Annotated in this window: 13 protein-coding genes; 2 read left to right on the top strand and 11 right to left on the bottom strand. The window is 70.4% G+C overall.

Going from position 1 to position 16,930, the window contains the following annotated elements; all coding sequences use genetic code 11:
* Nucleotides 1–5: 5 nt before the first annotated feature.
* A complete protein-coding gene (locus tag G3576_RS32550) occupies nucleotides 6–428 on the bottom strand; it encodes an ATP-binding protein (protein WP_164694414.1) in 423 nt (140 codons plus the stop codon).
* A gap of 196 nt (nucleotides 429–624) precedes the next feature.
* On the opposite strand from G3576_RS32550, the gene G3576_RS10965 reads away from it, so the two are divergent.
* Nucleotides 625–2,229 (top strand): Na/Pi symporter, encoded by a 1,605-nt coding sequence (locus G3576_RS10965; RefSeq protein ID WP_164694413.1) that lies wholly within the window; start codon nucleotides 625–627, stop codon nucleotides 2,227–2,229.
* 128 nt (nucleotides 2,230–2,357) lie between these two features.
* Nucleotides 2,358–4,088, top strand: a complete 1,731-nt coding sequence (locus G3576_RS10960; RefSeq protein ID WP_164694412.1) for a solute carrier family 23 protein — start codon at nucleotides 2,358–2,360, stop codon at nucleotides 4,086–4,088.
* Here G3576_RS10960 and G3576_RS10955 read toward each other — a convergent pair whose 3' ends face one another.
* From G3576_RS10955 to G3576_RS10910, 10 genes are read right to left on the bottom strand one after another with little or no spacing between them, the layout of a single operon-like run.
* Nucleotides 4,089–6,446: a xanthine dehydrogenase family protein molybdopterin-binding subunit gene (locus tag G3576_RS10955; protein WP_207622752.1), complete on the bottom strand. Its 2,358-nt coding sequence runs from the start codon at nucleotides 6,444–6,446 to the stop codon at nucleotides 4,089–4,091.
* A gap of 23 nt (nucleotides 6,447–6,469) precedes the next feature.
* Nucleotides 6,470–7,879, bottom strand: a complete 1,410-nt coding sequence (locus tag G3576_RS10950) for an FAD-dependent oxidoreductase (protein ID WP_164694411.1) — start codon at nucleotides 7,877–7,879, stop codon at nucleotides 6,470–6,472.
* Nucleotides 7,876–8,484, bottom strand: coding sequence for a cysteine hydrolase (locus G3576_RS10945; protein WP_164694410.1), 609 nt, complete (start codon nucleotides 8,482–8,484; stop codon nucleotides 7,876–7,878). Before G3576_RS10945 ends, G3576_RS10950 begins: the two co-directional genes overlap by 4 nt.
* Before the next feature lie 5 nt (nucleotides 8,485–8,489).
* On the bottom strand, nucleotides 8,490–10,544 hold the full coding sequence (locus tag G3576_RS10940) for a hydantoinase/oxoprolinase family protein (RefSeq protein ID WP_164694409.1): 2,055 nt from the start codon (nucleotides 10,542–10,544) through the stop codon (nucleotides 8,490–8,492).
* Nucleotides 10,541–12,244: a hydantoinase B/oxoprolinase family protein gene (locus G3576_RS10935; RefSeq protein WP_164694408.1), complete on the bottom strand. Its 1,704-nt coding sequence runs from the start codon at nucleotides 12,242–12,244 to the stop codon at nucleotides 10,541–10,543. The genes G3576_RS10940 and G3576_RS10935 overlap by 4 nt, the downstream gene beginning before the upstream one ends.
* Nucleotides 12,241–13,632, bottom strand: coding sequence for an MmgE/PrpD family protein (locus G3576_RS10930; protein WP_164694407.1), 1,392 nt, complete (start codon nucleotides 13,630–13,632; stop codon nucleotides 12,241–12,243). Before G3576_RS10930 ends, G3576_RS10935 begins: the two co-directional genes overlap by 4 nt.
* A gap of 19 nt (nucleotides 13,633–13,651) precedes the next feature.
* Nucleotides 13,652–14,353, bottom strand: a complete 702-nt coding sequence (locus tag G3576_RS10925) for an ABC transporter ATP-binding protein (RefSeq protein WP_164694406.1) — start codon at nucleotides 14,351–14,353, stop codon at nucleotides 13,652–13,654.
* A complete protein-coding gene (locus G3576_RS10920; protein ID WP_164694405.1) occupies nucleotides 14,346–15,107 on the bottom strand; it encodes an ABC transporter ATP-binding protein in 762 nt (253 codons plus the stop codon). Before G3576_RS10920 ends, G3576_RS10925 begins: the two co-directional genes overlap by 8 nt.
* Nucleotides 15,104–16,054, bottom strand: coding sequence for a branched-chain amino acid ABC transporter permease (locus G3576_RS10915; protein ID WP_164694404.1), 951 nt, complete (start codon nucleotides 16,052–16,054; stop codon nucleotides 15,104–15,106). Before G3576_RS10915 ends, G3576_RS10920 begins: the two co-directional genes overlap by 4 nt.
* A complete protein-coding gene (locus G3576_RS10910) occupies nucleotides 16,051–16,929 on the bottom strand; it encodes a branched-chain amino acid ABC transporter permease (protein WP_235951744.1) in 879 nt (292 codons plus the stop codon). Before G3576_RS10910 ends, G3576_RS10915 begins: the two co-directional genes overlap by 4 nt.
* Between the last annotated feature and the right edge of the window lies 1 nt (nucleotide 16,930).

Here is a 16,930-nt window from a genome sequence, read left to right as displayed (position 1 = left end):
GCCGGTCAGCCGGCCGCGTCCAGCACGGCCGTCAGCCGGTTCAGGCCATCCTCCCGGCTGTAGCGCAGCGTCTTGGTCATCTGCTGCACGAAATGCACGCCGAGACCGCCGATGTCCCGGTCCTCCAGCGCCGCCTCCGTGTCTGGCGTCGCCTGCGCCAGCGGATCGAAGGCGCGGCCATCATCCTCGATCGTCGCGATGACCTCATCGGCCTCCTGCCGGACACTGACGGCGATGTAGGTCGCGCCGCCCTCGCCCCCGGTGCCGTGCATGGCGACATTGGCGGCCAGTTCCTCCACCACCACGGCCAGGCGATGCGCGGCCTTGGGGGAGAGGCCCGCCTCCTCGGCGAAGCCTTCCAGCGCGTCGAGCAGACGCGGGACCTCCTCCGTCTCAGGCGGGATCGTCAGGGCAAGCGGTTGCGGCACGTGAGGTGCTCTCTGGAAGCCGATCGCGGGAAGGTTAGCGGTGGCCGCGGCGCTTGTCGCGCCCCCGGCGCGCGGGGATTTTCGCGCCCCCGGCGCGCGGGGATTTTCGCGCCCCCGGCGCCGGCCTTCACGGGGTCTCAAGCAATGCGCGCGACAATCATGGCCGATCCTGGGTCCCGGAGCCTGCCTCTTGGAGATGTTCGGCACCTTCGTGGCGGGGCTCGGCCTGTTCCTGGTGGGGATCAAGGGCCTCGGCGCACATCTGCAGCAGATGGCCGGCCGGCGCATGCGGCGCCTGCTGGGCGGCGCCACGCGCGGGCCGCTGCGCAGCGCCTTCACCGGCCTTCTGCTGGGCGGGCTGACGCAAAGCAGCAACGCCGCCACCTTCATCAGCACCTCCCTGGTCCAGGCCGGGATCATGACCCTGCCGCGGGCGATGCTGATCGTGGGCTTCGCCAATGTCGGCACCGCGGGGCTGGTCCTGTTGGCCACGGTCGATCTGCATCTGGCGGCGCTGTGGCTGGTGGGCGTCGTGGGTTTCCTCAGCACCCGGAAACTCGACCGCTCCAGCCCTCTCCGCCCCGCGCTGGGCGCGCTGTTCGGCCTGGCGCTTCTGTTCCTCGGCATCGACCTGATGAAGATCGGCGCCGGCCCGCTGCGGGAGATGGAGGCGGTGCGCCAGGTGCTGGCCGCGGCCTCCGGCGGCCTGCTGGCGCTGGCCCTGCCCTTCCTGGCCGGCGCGGCGGTGGCGCTGATGGCGCAATCCTCCTCCACCGTCACGATCCTGGCGCTGGCGATGCAGGAGGCGGGCGCGCTGGAGTTCGAGCAGGCGCTGATGGTGGCCTGCGGCGCCTCGCTTGGCTCCGGCTTCGCGGTGCTGGTGCTCTCCGCCGATCTGCGCGGCACGGGACGGCGTCTCGCCATCTACCAGACCCTGCTGAAGGCCGCGGGCGCGGCCTTCTTCATCGCGCTGCTGGCACTGGAACACGCGACGGGCCTGCCGCTGCTGGTCGGCGGCTCGGCCATGGCCGCCACGGCGCATGACCGGCTCGCCTGGCTGTTCCTGCTGCTGCAACTCGCCTCCGCCCTCATGCTCGCGCCCTTCGGCGCGGCGATGGAGCGGCTGCTGGCGCGGCTGTCGCCGGAAACCCCGGCCGAGGCCATGTCCCGCCCGCGCTTCCTCTACGACCAGGCGCTGGCGGAGCCGGTGACGGCGCTCGACCTCGTCGTGCGCGAACAGCGCCGGTTGCTGGCCCGCCTGCCCGCCCTGGCCGACCAGTTGCGGGCGGAGCCCGAGGCCACGCATGCACCGCGGGAGGCCATGCTGGAAGCGAGCGCCGCGCTGGAGGCCCGGATCGCCGCCTTCCTGAAGGACATCCTGTCCCGCGGCTGCGGCCCGGAACAGCTGGACCGCGCCGTGGCGCTGGAGGCCGCGCTGGAGGGCCTGCGCGCGCTGCGGGAGACGCTCGGCGAGTTCGGGGAGGTCACCGCCGCGATGCGCCAGGCGGAGGCCGCGGCGCTGCTGCCCATGATCCATCGCCTGGCGGAGGCGCTGCACCTGCTGCTGGGGCAGCTCGCGGAATACGGCCATGACGGGGATGCGGAGACTTTGGCGCTGCTGGCGGCGATGACCGGCGACCGGAGCGACATGATGGATGGCCTGCGACGCCGCCTGGCGCGGAACGAGCCAGCCCTGCCCTACGCCGCGCAGGACGTGCTGTTCCGCGCCACCAGCCTGTTCGAGCGTGTCGTCTGGCTGACGCGCCGGCAGGCCTTGCTGCTGGCGCCGGAAAGCGGATGAGCGTGAGCGCATCGACCAACGTCCTCCGATTGCTGCGCCCTGAACCTTCGGGTTAGCTGGACTCTCCCTCCCCCTTGCCGTGCGGCCGTCGTGCCGCCGCCGGCGTGCCGCAAGGAAGCCTCCGCCCCTTGTCGACCCCCGCCCCGCCCGCCTGGCTGGCACGCCTGCCGCGCTTTGCGCGCGGCGACCGCGCGACGCAGCGCCCCGCCCATATCGAGCACGGCGTGGAGGATCGGCCCGGCGCGGCGCAGACCGCCGCGCTGGCGGCGCAGCAGATCGGTATCCAGTCCATCTACCTGATCCTGCCAGGCCTGGTCGGCGCGCAGTTCGGCCTGCTGCCGCTGGAGGTGCTCAACTTCGTCGGCCTGTCCGTCGCCGCCATCGCCATCGCGGGGCTGCTGCAGGCGCTGCCGCGCGGGCCGATCGGGTCCGGCTATCCCATCGCCTCCATCCCGACGCCGGTCTTCGTCGCGGTCTACCTGGCCGCCACGCCGGGGGCGAGCCTGGCGGCCGTCGGCGCCGCGGCACTACTGACCGGGCTGATCGGCGTGGTGCTGGCGGGTACGCTGCGGCGGCTGCAGAAGGTGGTGCCGACCGAGGTCGCGGGCGTGGTCGTGCTGCTGATCGGCGTCAGCCTGCTGCCCCGCGCCTTCGGCGCCATGGGCACCACCGGGGAGCAATCCGCTCTGGCCGCCGTGACGCTGGTCGTGATGATGGGGGTTGCGCTGAAGGGTGGGCCGCTGGCGCGCTTCGCCGTGCTGGTCGGCGCGGCCGCGGGCACGCTCACGGCGCTGGCCTATGGGCTCGGCCTGGCGGATGCCTCGGTGCTGGATGCGGCGCCCTGGTTCGCCGTTCCGCGCCCGATGCTGCCGGCCTTCGGCGGCTTCGACGCCGCGGTGCTGCTGCCGCCCTTCATCGTGGCCCTGCTGGCCTGCTTCGCTTCCTGGACCGGCGACCTTGTCGCCTTCCAGCGCGCCGCGGATGGCGGCTGGCGGCGGCCGGACACACCGCCGATCCGCCGCGGCCTGCTGGCGCACAGCCTCGCGCTGGGGCTCGCCGGGCTGGCCGGCGCCATGCCGCCCGGCAGTTCCTCCGCTTGCGTCGGACTGACGATCTCGACGCGGATCCTGGCGCGCCGCGTCGCGCTGTGGGGCTCGGGCGCCCTGCTGGTGCTGGCCTGCTGCCCGAAGCTGCTGGCCGTGGCGCTTGCCATCCCCGATCCGGTGAAGGCGGCGATGCTGCTCTATGTCTGCTGCTTCATGATCGCGGCGGGCTGCCAGTTGATGGGATCGCGCATGCTGGATACGCGGCGCACCTTCACCGTGGGCCTCGGCATCGCCATCGGCCTGGCGACGCTGCTGGAAGTGCCGGTCATGCAGCGCATGCTGCCGCCCATGCTGATGGCGCCCGTCACCGCGGGCGCGCTGGCGGCCATCCTGCTGAACCTGCTGACCGCCCCGCTGGTGGCGCAACGCGCCAGCTTCGCGATGACCCCGGGCGCCAACCAGGCGCTGATGGACGAGGTGGAGGCGCTGGGCGGCGCCTGGGGCGCGCGGCGGGAGACGATGGCCCATATCGGCCACGCGCTGCTGGAGCTCAGCGAATTGCTGGCGGAGCGCGGCGTCGCGGAAGCGCGCGTGCAGGCCCACTACGCCACGGACCGCATCCTGGTCACCGCCGCCTGGGCTGGCGCCGCGCTGCCGCGCCCGGCGGCACGGCCCAGCGCGGAGGATCTGGAAGGCCCCGCCGCGGCGCAGGAGGCCTTCGCCCTCTGGCTCGCGACGCGGCAGGCCGAGACGGTGGACCAGCGGCCCCTGCCCGATGGCGGGCAGGAGCTGCGGCTCACCTTCGCCGACTGATCAGCCCGCCGCCGCGCTTGCGCGGTCGGCAGCGGAGAGCACCCGCCAGACCCGCTCCGGCGTCAGCGGCATGTCGATGTGGTCGACGCCCAGCGCCTCGCAGGCTGCGGAGACGATGGCCGGCGGCGCGCCACAGGCTCCGCCCTCTCCCGCGCCCTTGACGCCGAGGTCGTTGATCGGCGTCGGCACGATGTTGAAGTCGATGGCGAGGTCCGGAAGGTCTTCCGCCCGCGGCATGCAGTAGTCCTGGAAGGTCGCGGTCAGGAACTGGCCGCTTTCGCTGTCATAGACCGCGTGTTCCAGCACCGCCTGGCCGAGGCCCTGTGCGATGCCGCCATGCGACTGCCCATGCACCAGCATCGGGTTGATGACATTGCCGACGTCATCCACCGCGGCGTAGCGATCGACGGTGAGGCGCCCCGTCTCCGGGTCGATCTCCACCTCCGCCACGTGGCAGCCATTGGGGAAGTTGCATTCGGTGCTGCGCTTGTAGAGCACCTGCTCATCGAGGCCCGGTGTCTCGCTCGCTGGCAGCTTCGCGGGATCGAGCGAGGCGGCGACCACCTGCTTCCAGCTGACGGCCATGTCCGTGCCGGCCACGGTGAACTGGCCCGCCACCAGTTCGATGTCGGCGACGCCGGCTTCCAGCAGATGCGCCGCGATGCGCCTGGCCTTGGCCAGCACGGCCTCCGAGGCACGGGAGGAGGCGACGCCGCCCATCTGGGAGGAGCGCGACCCGCCGGTGCCGAAGCCCTGCTCCACCTCGTCGGTGTCGCCCTGTACCAGTTCCACATCCTCGAAGGGGATGCCGAGGCGGGCATGGACGATCTGCGCGAAGGCGGTCTCATGCCCCTGCCCGTGGCTGAAGGTGCCGACATGCAGCCGCGCCTTGCCTTCCGGCGTCATCACGACGCGCGCCCATTCCTGTGGCTGGCCGCCCGAGGCCTCCACGAAATAGCCGATGCCGATGCCGCGCTTCTTCCCCGCCGCCTCCGACGCCGCCTTGCGGGCGGGATAGCCATCCCAATCCGCGAGCTTCAGCGCCATGGCCTGGGTTCCGCTGAAGTCGCCGCTGTCCAGCACGTTGCCGACGCAGTTCTTGTACGGCATCTGGTCGGCACGGATGTAGTTGCGGCGGCGGATCTCATCCTTGCCGATGCCGAAGAGCCCCGCGCCGACATCGAGCAGGCGTTCGATCGTATAGGCGATCTCGGGTCGCCCCGCGCCGCGATAGGCGTCCGTCGGCACGGTGTTGGTGAAGGCGCAGCGCACCTGCAGGTTCACGGCCTGCAGGTCATAGACGGTGCCGGCGATGCGCGCGCCCGCGACGGTCGGGATGCGCGGGCCGAAATCGAAGAGATAGGCGCCCATGGCCGCGATGCTGCGCACCCGCATGCCGAGCGCCTTGCCGTTCGCATCGAAGGCCATCTCCGCCTTGGTGACATGGTCGCGGCCATGCGGGTCGCTCACCATCGTCTCGCTGCGGTCGGAGCGCCACTTCACCGGCCGGCCGAGCCGCTTCGCCGCCCAGAGCACCAGCGCCGATTCCGGGAAATTCTTGCCGCGGAGCCCGAAGCCGCCGCCGACATCGCGGGAGATGACGCGCACCTTCTCCAGCGGCACCTTGAAGGCGTATTTCGCCAGCGACTCCCGCACCTTCATCGCGCCCTGGCTCGGGCTGTGCAGCTCGTAGCGCTCCCGCGCCGCATCCCAGCGGCCGATGGCGACGCGCGGCTCCATGGGGTTGCCGACCAGGCGGTTCTGCACGAGGTCGACGCGGGCGATCTTGTGCGCGCGCTCGAAGGCCGCATCCGCCTCCGCTTCCCGGCCGTTGGACCAGTGCACGCAAAGATTGCTGCCGCGCTCCTCCCAGATCACCGGCGCGTCGGGGTCCAGTGCGCGCGCGGTGTCGGTGATGGAGGGCAGCGGTTCGTACTCGATCTCGACCAGCTCGCAGGCATCCTGCGCCTGGGCGCGCGTCTCGGCCACGACGGCAACGACGAGGTCACCCACGAAGCGCACGCGCTCCGTCTGCAGGATGGTGCGGGGCGGCGCGTAGAGCGGCGGCGTGCCGTCCATCGGCGGCACCTCCACCATCACGGGGAAGAGGCCGATGCCATCGGCTTCCGCATCCTGCCCCGTCAGCACCGCCAGCACGCCGGGGGCGGCGCGCGCCGCGTCGAGGTTCATCGAGACGATGCGCGCATGGGCATGCGGGGAGCGCAGCACCGCCATATGCGCCTGGCCGTCCACGTTGATGTCATCCGTGTAGGTGCCGCGACCCGTGAGGAGGCGCACATCCTCCTTCCGCCGCACGGGTTGGCCGATGCCGAACTGGTCGCCCACCATCTGGTCCATCGAACGTCTTCCCTCGTTATTGCTTAGTCGGTCGCGGCGACCGCGGCGGCCCCCTGCCCCGCGATGCGCCCCAGCGTGACGGCACTGAGCAGGCCATTGCCGGAGAGGTAGCCGCCGGCCTCCGGCCCGGAAACGCCGCAGGCCGCGCCGCCGGCGGCGAAGAGGTTGGGGATGATCCCGCCCGCGGCAAGCCGCACGCGCGCCGCCTCATCCACCACCAGCCCGCCCTGGCTGTGAAACAGCGCGCCGGTGACCCGCACCGCGCAGAGCGGCCCGGCGAGCGGCGCCACACCCTGCCAGTTGCGGCCGAAGCCATCCGTGGCGCCGTCCCGCTTCAGGCGAGAGACGTCCTCGAAGGTGGCGAGGAAGGCGTCCTCCGGCAGCTTCATCAGCCGCGCGAGTGCTGCGGGCGTGTCCGCGCTGATCACCGCGCCCTGCGCCTGCGCCTGCCGGAAATCCTCGAACTGCGCGGTGACGCCGGCGATGCGGCTGTCGAAGACATCCCAGGCGATGGAGCCGGGCTGGCCCATCACGGCCACGCCCGCCTCGGAATAGCCCGAGGATTCGTTCCAGAAGCGTCGCCCCTCGACGTTCACCTGGAAGCCGCCTTCCATGATGACGGCCCAGGAGACGAGGATGCCCTGGGGATGCGCGACCGAGCCGTGGCCCTGGTGCCCCGTCATGTCGCGGAGTTGCGCACCGATCTGCTCGCCCCAGGACAGCGCTTCGCCCTCATTCCCGGGATGGCCGAAATAGACGGCCTCCGCGAGCTCCGGGATGTATTTGCGCACGAGTTCCTTGTTGCCGGCATAGCCGCAGCAGGCAAGCACGATGGCCTTGGCGCCGATGCGCTCCTCGCTGCCATCAGGCCGAGTCGCGACCAGGCCGCGCAGGCGCCCGGCTTGGTCCGCGACCAGCGTCGTCACGCGCGCTTCCGTCAGCAGCGGCACGCCCGCCGTCTCCGCCGCGCTGCGCAGCCGATCCACGAGTTCCGCCCCGCTCCGGCTCGGCAGGCCATGCATGCGACGATGCGTGTGGCCGGGGTAGGAGAAGTCGTGCACGACGGAGAAGTCGAGCCCATGGCGATCCGCCAGCCATTCGATGGCACAGCCCGCATTCTCCGCCACCGTCCGCACGGTGGTGGGCTCCGCCTGGCCATGCGCCTTCCTCTGGATGTCGCGGGCGAAGGTCTCGACATCATCCTCGATGCCATGCGCGCGCTGGAAGCGCGTGCCCGCGGCCGGGATGAGGCCCGCGCTGAGCGAGGTGCTGCCGCGCGGCACCGGATCGCGTTCCAGCAGCAGCGGTTCCACCCCCCCATCGAGGCAGGAGAGTGCCGCCACCAGCCCCGCCGCGCCGGCGCCGATGATGGCCACGGGGACTTCGATCTCGAAGGCCGGATCGGCTTCGGTGACGACGCGGCCGATGCTCATGGCAGCTTCGCCAGCTCCTCGGCGATGGTGCTGATCTTCGCCACGGGCCGCAGCGCCTCGATCGCCGTGCTGTGCAGCCCCTCCGTGAAGGCGGCGCAGGCGTCCTCCAGCACCGTCACCTCGAACTCCCGCACATGCGCGCCGCGCACCGTGGAAGCGACGCCGCCATTCGTCACGATGCCGCTGACCAGCAGCTTGCGGATGCCCGCCTTGCGCAGCACCCATTCAAGCCGCGTCTGGTAGAAGGCGTCATAGCCCACCTTCTCGACGGGCAGGTCGGACGGCGCGAGTTCCTCCACCACCTGATGCCCCCAACCGCCCATGACGAAGTCGCCCTTCTTGAGGAAGGGCCGCATCGCCTTGAGGTGCGGGTCGATCCAGGGCTCGCCACCCTTGCCGGTGAAGAGCGTGAAATGCGTGGAGGCGATCCACCCGCCCTTGGCCCGCATCGCATCCGCCAGGGGTTTCAGGCGCGCCGGAATCGCTGCAATCGCTGCCGCGGTGTATCCGGCGCGGCCATAGGCGCCATCGGAATGAACGAAATCGTTCTGCAGATCGCAGAGCAGCAGCGCGGTCTGGCTGATGGGGATCGCGGCCTCGGCCATCGCCGTCACTCCCGTTCGATGATGAGGTTGCCGAAGCGGTCGGTGCGCGCGACCAGGTCGGGATCGACGACGACCGTCGCATCGCCCTGCTCCAGGATCGCCGGGCCATGGACGCGCGATCCCTCCGGCAGGTCAAGCCGCGACCACACCGTGGCCGTATGCCAGGCGCCATCGAACCACACCTGCCGCGCACCGCGCGCCGCACCTTCCACGGTCGCGTCCTTTGGGGGCGCCAGCGTCGTCAGGTCGAAATCCGGGCGGATGCCGATGGCCGCTGTGCGCAGCGAGACGATGCGGATGCCGAGGCCCGGCAGAAGGCGGCTGAAGGCGGTCTGATAGGCGGCTTCGAAGGCCATGCGGATGATGGCTTCGCTGACGCCCGTCGTGCCGTTCACGACATGCAGGGGCAGCGGCACGCCGACCGTGTGAGTCTGGCCGGCATAGTGCATGTCGAGTTCGAAGCGGACCTCGATCCGCTCCACCGGCAGGCCTGCACCCTCCACCACGGCGCGCGCGGCGGTCGCCTCCTCCACCATGCGGCGATCGAGCGACGCGGCGTCGATGCCATCGAGATTGAGGTTCAGCGTGCGCACCTGGTCGTGCCGAACATCGGCGATGACGCAGCCGATGGCACTCGTCACGCCCGGGAAGCGCGGCACCAGCGCGGCCTGGAGGCCCACTTCCTTGATCAGCGCGCCGACATGCAGTGCGCCGCCGCCGCCGAAGGGCAGCGCCACGAATTTCTGCGGATCATGCCCCCGCTCAATGGAGACGAGCCTGATGGCGCCGGCCATCTTCGCATTGGCGACGCGCACCACGGCCTCCGCCGCCGCCATGGCATCGATGCCGAGCGGATCGCCGACATGCTTCAACAGCGCGGCCTTGGCGCCTTCGACATCCAGGCGTGACAGCGCGCCACCGATCGGCTTGTCCGCATTGATGCGGCCGAGCACGACATTGGCATCCGTCAGCGTCGGCCGCGTATTGCCCTGGCCATAACAGACAGGACCTGGCCGGCTGCCCGCGCTTTCCGGGCCGACCTGCAGCAGGCCGCCGCGATCGACATGCGCGATGGAGCCGCCGCCAGCGCCGATGGTCGTGATCTCGATCATCGGGCTGCGGATCACCAGCCCGAAATCAATGGTCGCCTGCGCCGCGAGCGCCATCTCACCGCCCGCCACCAGCGAGACGTCGAAGGAGGTGCCGCCGAGGTCGCAGGTGATGGCGTTCTCGAACCCCGCCGCCTTGGCGATCGCCGCCGCCGCGATCACGCCGGCCGCGGGGCCCGACAGCGCCGTGCGCACCGGCACGCTGCGCGCCGTGGCGGTGGACATGATGCCGCCATTCGACTGCACGATGTGAAAGCGCCCGCCGAAACCGGCTTCGCCCAGCGCGCCTTCCAGCTTGCCGAGATAGCTCGCGACGCCTGGTTGCAGATAGGCGTTGAGGCCCGTCGTCGAAGCGCGCTCGAACTCCCGGATCTCCGGCAGGATCTCGCTGCTCACGCTGACATGCGGCGTCGGCCAGATGGCGCGCACGGCCTTCGCCGCCGCGGCCTCACTCGCCCCGTTCGCATAGGCGTTGATGAAGACGATGGCGCAGGCCTCCGCACCGCGCGCCAGCAGGTCGCGCGCCGCCGCTTCCACCGCCGCGATATCGACCGGCGTGTGGATCGTGCCATCGGCCAGCATGCGCTCCGGCACCTCGACCCGCAGGTCGCGGTCGGTGATCGGCGTGAAGTCGCCCCAGAGGCCCCAGGTGTTGCGCCGGTCCCGCCGCCGCATTTCCAGCACGTCGCGGAAGCCCGCGGTGGTGATGACGCCGAGCCTGGCACCCTTGCGCTCCAGCAGCGCATTGGTGCCGACGGTCGTGCCATGCACGATCGCCTCGAACCCCGCGGGGCCGCCGAGGGCGCGCAGGCCATTCATGAAGCCCACGGCCTCGTCACCACGATTCGACGGCACCTTGGCGGTGCGGAAGCTGCTGGTGCCGGGGTCGTAGAGGAAGAGGTCGGTGAAGGTCCCGCCGACGTCCACGCCAACAATCGGTGCGCTGCTCATGCCCGGTATCCGTAGTCCTGTGCCGCGCGTTCCGCGCTGACGAAGCCAAGCCTGATGTCCCGTGCGACAGCGTCGCGCGGCCGCTGCATCGGGTCGCCCCATCCGCCGCCGCCCGGCGCTTCGAGGCGCACGCGTTGCCCGGCCTCGATCTTCACGCCGACGATCTTGCTGGCCATGGGCGGCGTGTTCCAGCCGTCCTTCGACTGCCAGGCGAAGGTGTTGAGCGCCGCCGGTTGGCCGCCGCTGACGCCGAAGGGCGCGTAGCGGCCACGCTCGCCGAGCAGCGCCACTTCCGTCGTACCAGGCGACAGCGCCTCGATCTCATAGACAGCGCCGACGCCGCCGCGATGCAGCCCGGCACCGCCACTATCCGGCCTCAGCGCCCATTGCGTGAACATCACGGGATAGGCGGCTTCCAGGATCTCCGCCGGCGGGATCGTCGCCGTCGAGATCGGGTTGTTCGCGTGGTGCAGCCCATCCGATTCCGGATTGCCGCCGAGCCCGCCGCCGAAGAAGGAGAACATCACCCAGCGCGTGCCGTCCTTGCGCTGCCCCGACAGCGACAGCGCGTTGATGGTGCCGAAGGGCGCCGCCGTCGCGCGTTCCGGCACGGCCTTGCCGAGCGCGCCGAAGATCACGCCGATCAGCCGCAGGATCGTCTCGGTGTAGCCCGCGACCGGCCGCGGCGGGCCAACACCCAGCAGCGAATTGTCGGGGATGACGAACTCGATCGGCCGCAGCACGCCCGCATTCGCCGGCACATCCGGGAAGGCATGCTTCAGCGCGACGTAGCAGGCCGCGACCGTCGTCGCGCGGCTGATGTTGATCGGGCCGAGGCAGGCGTCGGAACTGCGGGAGAAGTCCAGCAGCATCGACCCGCCGCGCACCTTCATGTCCAGCGCGATGACCAGCCGCTCATCCGTCACGCCATCATTGTCGAGATAGTCCTCGAAGGCGTAGTCGCCATCGGGCAGCGCCTCGACCTCCGCCTGCATCAGCGCCGCGGCGCGATCCGCCAGCGCCACGAAGGCGGCTTCCACCGTCGTCTCGCCCGTCTCGTCCAGCAGCGCGGAAAGCCGCCGCTCGCCGAGGTCGAGCGCATTCAGCTGGCCGTTCAGATCGCCCCAGTTGGATTGCGGCACGCGGCTGTTGGCGGCGAGGATATCGAGGATGTCCTGCTGCATCACGCCGGCGCGGATCAGCTTCACCGGCGGGAAGCGCACGCCTTCCTGGTGGCTTTCCGTCGCGCGCGGATTGTAGTTGCCGGGCACGTTGCCGCCGATGTCGAGCCAATGGCCAACGCTCGCCAGCCAGCAGAAGAGCTGCCCGTTCCGGAACAGCGGCCGAACCAGCCGGAAGTCGTTGAGGTGCGTGCCGCCCTCATAGGGGTCGTTGAAGATGAAGGTGTCGCCGGGCTCCAGCCCGGCGCCCGCCTGCACCCGCTTGATGACGGCCTGCACGGCGAAGGACATGGCGCCGACGAAGATCGGCAGCCCCTTCGTGCCCTGCACCAGCGTGGCGCCGGTCTCCGCGTGATAGATGCCGTGGCAGGCGTCGCGCGCCTCCGCGATGATCGGGTTGAAGGCGCTGCGATAGAGCGTCGCGTCCATCTCGTCGGCGATCTGCTCAAGCCGTCCCTTGAGGACGGCAAGCGTCACGGCGTCGAGCGCCCCGCGCTCGCGGACATCAGCAAGACTCATCGTGCCAGCAATTCCACCAGTGAAGTCGCTTCGACATGCGGGCCCATCGCGAGCACCGCTTCCTCGATCGCCTTGGCGCGATCGCGTCCATAGATCGGGTCAGCCAGGTCATGGAATTTTTCGCGCACCTCGGCCTCCGTGAAGGGGTCCTCGGTATCGCCGCGATTGGTCGTGACCTCCGCGCTCAGCACGCGGCCATCGTTCAGCGTGATGGCGACGCGCGCAGGGCGGAGACCCGGCAGCATGGCCGTCATCGCCGCATCCTCATCCACCGCCACGCGCTGCGCGAGCGCGAGCGTCACGGGATCCTCCCGCGCCGGGCCGCGGAAGGCGGGCACGGTCGCGGCGCCGTGGCGGATGAAGGTCGCGATGGCGAAGGGAATGCTGAACTTGGCGGCCAGCATGTTGGGCGCCGCGGGGCTATCGAGCTGCGCCGCCCACACATAGGTGTGCACCTGCACCGCCTTCACCTGGTCCGGCGTCAGCGGGCCGTGCTCCGCCACGATCTTCGCCATCGCGTCCAGCGCGCCATGGGTGTAGCGGCAGGCGGCGTGGCGCTTGAAATAGTTGCGTGCGATCTCCCACCGGGTGCCGAGCTCCGCCACCATCTCCTCCGGCCGGAAGTCGTTGGCACTCACATGGCCGAAGATGGTGGCGACGCCGTCACGCTCGCCCTCGAAGCCCGCGCGCACCAGATCCCACACCGTGATGCCGAGCATGTTGGCGACGCCGGCATAGGTGTTCCGCACCGTGCCGCCCTCCAGCATCGTCTTGCGCGACGTGGCCAGGCCGAGCGTGGAGGCCATGTTGATGACGCCGCGGAACTCCTCCGCCGTTGCGCCATGCAGCTTGGCGATGCCTGTCGCGGCGCCGAGCGTGCCCCAGGTGCCATGCGGATGCATCGCGACGTTGAGCTTGCTCGCGATGCCGACGCGGCTGCCCATCTCGTAGCCCAGCGCGAGGCCCGTCAGCAGCGCCGCGCCATCGCCGCGGGGTGCCGCGAGCAGCGCGGGGACGACATGAATGGCGGGATGGCCGCGGGCATACTGGTTGCCCTCATCCAGTTCCAGCATCGTGCCGGCGGTGCCGTTCAGGAAGGCCGCGGTGCCTGGCCGCGCGCCACCGGCGTAGCCGATGACCGGCGCATCGCCGCCGCCTTCCCGCGCGATCATCCGGGCCGCCAGCGCCTGGCATTCCGGCTCCTGCGCGCCCGACGCGATCGCCCCGATGCAGTCCAGCAGCGCGAGGCGCGTGCGGGCGACGACGTCGCCGGAGAGGTCGGTGAAGCGCAGCTTGGCCGCGAAGCGCGACCATTCGCCCAGCCATGGCGAGGGTGGCGTGGCGAGCAGCTCGGTCGCGGCGGCGACCCCCGGCGTCAGCATGGCCATGGCTTTGTTTCCTTCCCCGCTACAGGCCCAGATAGGCCCGCTTCAATTCCGGATCGTCCCGCACCCGCGCCGCGGTGCCGGACAGCGCGAAGACGCCGTGTTCCAGCACATAGGCACGGTCCGCGATCTCCAGGGACTGCGCGACGTTCTGCTCCACCAGCATGATGGCGAGCCCCTCGCCATGCAGCTTGCGGATCAGCGCGAACATCTCCTCAACCAGCAGCGGCGATAGGCCGAGCGAGGGCTCGTCCAGGATCAGCAGCCGAGGCTCCGCCATCATGCCGCGGCCGATGGCGAGCATCTGCTGCTCACCACCCGACAGCGTCCCCGCCGCCTGCGCCACGCGTTCCCGCAGCCGCGGGAAGGTGGCGAAGACCTTCTCGATGTTCCGGGCGCGGTTGGGCTTGGCGCGGCGGTAGGAGCCGAGCTCGAGGTTCTCCCGCACCGTCAGGTTCGGGAAGATCTTGCGCCCCTCCGGCACCTGGATCAGTCCGCGCTCCATCACCTGCGCCGGCGAGAGGCCGGTGATGCGCTGGCCATCGAACAGCACCTCGCCAGCCCGCGGCTTCACGAGGCCGCTGATGGTCATGTTCAGCGTCGTCTTGCCCGCGCCGTTCGATCCCAGCACGGCCACGATCTCGCCGGCCTCCACCTCCAGCGAGACGCCTTCCAGCACGCGGGTCAGGCCATAGCCCGCGACCAGACCCCTGACCTCAAGCATCGCGCTGGCCTGACAGGCGCGTCGCCGCGCCGTGACCCAGATAGGCTTCGACGACGGCGGGAGTGGCCACCACCTCCGCCGGCGTGCCGCTGGCGATGATGCGGCCCTGCGCCAGCACATGCACGGCCTCACACAGGTTCATCACGGCCTGCATCACATGCTCGATCATCAGCACCGTCACGCCGGAATCGCGGATGGCGCGCACCACGGGGACAATGTCGCGCACCTCGCTGGGGTTGAGGCCGGCCAGCACCTCATCCAGCAGCAGCAGCTTCGGCTCCGTCGCCAACGCCTTCGCCAACTCGACACGCTTGCGGCCCGCCACGGTCAGTGCCGCCGCGGGCTTGTCGAGTTCCGCCGTCAGCCCGACACGCTCCGCCACCTTCTCCGCCAGCGCGATCGCATCGTCGCGTTTCGCGTGACGCAGGAAGGCGCCGACCGCGATGTTCTCCCGCACGCTGAGCCCCGCGAAAGGCTGCACGATCTGGAAGGTGCGCGCGATGCCTGCGCGGGCCAGCAGGTGGGGCGGGCGCGCCGTGATCTCCTCCCCCTTCCACAGCACGTGGCCACTCGTCGGCTTCTGGAAGCCGGAGACGATGGCGAAGAGCGTCGTCTTCCCCGCGCCATTCGGCCCGATCAGGCCCGTGATGCTCCCCTCCTTCACGAAGAAGGAGGCATCGGAGACGGCGAGCAGACCGCCGAAGCGCATGGACACGTTGCGCACGGCGAGGAAGGCGGGATCGGCTTCGATCATCGGCCCGACCTCCAGCGCCGGATCAGCCCGGGTATGTTCCGCGGCGGGAAGCGCACCACCAGGATCAGCATGATGCCGAAGATGACCAGGTCGATGCCGGGAATGCGGCCCACCAGGCTCTTGGTGAATTCGGAGAGGCTGTGCAGCACGATGGAGCCGACGACCGGCCCGAACACCGTGCCCGCGCCACCCACGATCGGCGCCAGCAACGCCTCCACGCTGATCCAGGTGCCATAGGCGATGGTGGCGTCGAGGTAGAGGAAGTATTGCGCGTAGAGCCCGCCCGCCGCCCCCGTGATGGCCGCCGACAGCGCGATGGCCGAGAGCTTCACCTGCAACGCATCGACGCCGAGCGCGCGGGCCGCATCCTCATTCTCTCGCACCGCCACCATCTGCGCGCCGAGCCGCGAGCGTTCCAGCGCGCGGGTCAGCAGCATGGCCAGCACCACCATCGCCAGCACCACCCAGAAGAAGGTACCGCGGGAGGCGAACTGGAAGTTCTCCGGCCGGACATCGAGCTTGATCAGCGTGCCAGCCGCGCCGCCGGTGATGTCGGAGGCGTTGGCGACCACGCGGAACACCTCCGCGAAGGCCAGGGTCACCAGCGCGAAATAGCTGCCCTTGAGGCCGGAACGGAAGGAGAGGAAGCCGATCACCCAGCCCACCGCCGCCGCGGCGGCGATGCCGATGGCGAAGGCCGCATAGGGGTTGATCCCGTAGCGGGACTGCAGCACCGCGGTCAGATAGGCCGTGGTGCCGAAGAAGGCGGCGTGGCCGAAGCTGTACTGCCCGCCATAGCCGCCCAGGATGTTCCAGCCCTGCGCCGCCAGGCACAGGATCAGCGTGAACACCGCGAAGTTCAGCCAGGTGCCGGCGGTGACGAAGAACGGCACCAGCGCCGCCACCGCCGCGAAACCCAGGATGAGCGCGAGCTGACGGTCCTTCACGCGCGCGCCCCGAACAGCCCGGTCGGCCGGAACAGCAGCACCAGGATGAAGATCACGAAAATGCCGAGCTGCCCCAGGCTGTCGCCGAGATAGAGGCCGGACAGGCTCTCCACCACGCCGATGAACAGCCCGCCCAGCAGCGCGCCCGGCACGCTGCCCATGCCGCCCAGCACGACGATGGTGAAGGCCACCAGCACGAAGGCGTTGCCCACGCGCGGGTTCACGTAGAAGGAAGGCAGCAGCAGGCAGGCGGAGATCGCCAGGCAGGCGCAGCCGATGGCGAAGGTCACGGCATAGACGTGGCGCACATCGATGCCGACCAGCGCGGCACCCGTCCTCTCCTTCGCCACCGCCCGCATGGCGCGGCCGGTGTCCGTGCGCGTCAGCACGAGGAACAGCACCACCGCCACCGCCAGCGTCACGCCGAAGCCGACGACGCGGGGGAAGGACAGCAGCATCGGCCCGGCCTCGATCACCTCCATCGCGTAGGGCACCTGGACCGAGAGCGTGTCGGATCGGAAGATCGCGAGCATCGCGTTCTCCAGCACGATGGAAAGCCCGAGCGTCACCAGCAGGATGTTGCTGTCATCGCCCTGGCTGGCCGGCATGATGACGAAGCGCTGCAGCAGGTAGCCGACCGCGAAGAAGATCGGCACCAGCGGCAGGATCGCCACATAGGGGTCGAGCCCGAAGGCCGACCACGCCACCCAGGCCGCATACATCGCCATGGTCAACAGCGCGCCATGGGCGAAGTTGATGATGTGCAGCACGCCATAGACGAGCGTGAGGCCGAGCGCGACCAGCCCGTAGACGGCCCCGGTGAGGAGGCCGTTCGCCACGGCCTCCAGCACGATCTCCAGCGGAAGGGAATGCAAG

Origin of the sequence: Falsiroseomonas algicola, assembly GCF_011040385.1 — a bacterium.
Classification (GTDB): domain Bacteria; phylum Pseudomonadota; class Alphaproteobacteria; order Acetobacterales; family Acetobacteraceae; genus Falsiroseomonas; species Falsiroseomonas algicola.
Note: the sequence above shows the minus strand (reverse complement) of the source record. Positions and strands in the feature narration are given on the sequence as shown.

What these genes read in the sequence shown, in the direction of transcription:
- G3576_RS10955 (WP_207622752.1), bottom strand. Translation starts at nt 6,446, where the DNA reads ATGGACCAGATGGTGGGCGACCAGTTCGGCATCGGCCAACCCGTGCGG.
- G3576_RS10940 (WP_164694409.1), bottom strand. Translation starts at nt 10,544, where the DNA reads ATGAGCAGCGCACCGATTGTTGGCGTGGACGTCGGCGGGACCTTCACC.
- G3576_RS10945 (WP_164694410.1), bottom strand. Translation starts at nt 8,484, where the DNA reads ATGGCCGAGGCCGCGATCCCCATCAGCCAGACCGCGCTGCTGCTCTGC.
- G3576_RS10935 (WP_164694408.1), bottom strand. Translation starts at nt 12,244, where the DNA reads ATGAGTCTTGCTGATGTCCGCGAGCGCGGGGCGCTCGACGCCGTGACG.
- G3576_RS10920 (WP_164694405.1), bottom strand. Translation starts at nt 15,107, where the DNA reads ATGATCGAAGCCGATCCCGCCTTCCTCGCCGTGCGCAACGTGTCCATG.
- G3576_RS10950 (WP_164694411.1), bottom strand. Translation starts at nt 7,879, where the DNA reads ATGAGCATCGGCCGCGTCGTCACCGAAGCCGATCCGGCCTTCGAGATC.
- G3576_RS10925 (WP_164694406.1), bottom strand. Translation starts at nt 14,353, where the DNA reads ATGCTTGAGGTCAGGGGTCTGGTCGCGGGCTATGGCCTGACCCGCGTG.
- G3576_RS10930 (WP_164694407.1), bottom strand. Translation starts at nt 13,632, where the DNA reads ATGGCCATGCTGACGCCGGGGGTCGCCGCCGCGACCGAGCTGCTCGCC.
- G3576_RS10965 (WP_164694413.1), top strand. Translation starts at nt 625, where the DNA reads ATGTTCGGCACCTTCGTGGCGGGGCTCGGCCTGTTCCTGGTGGGGATC.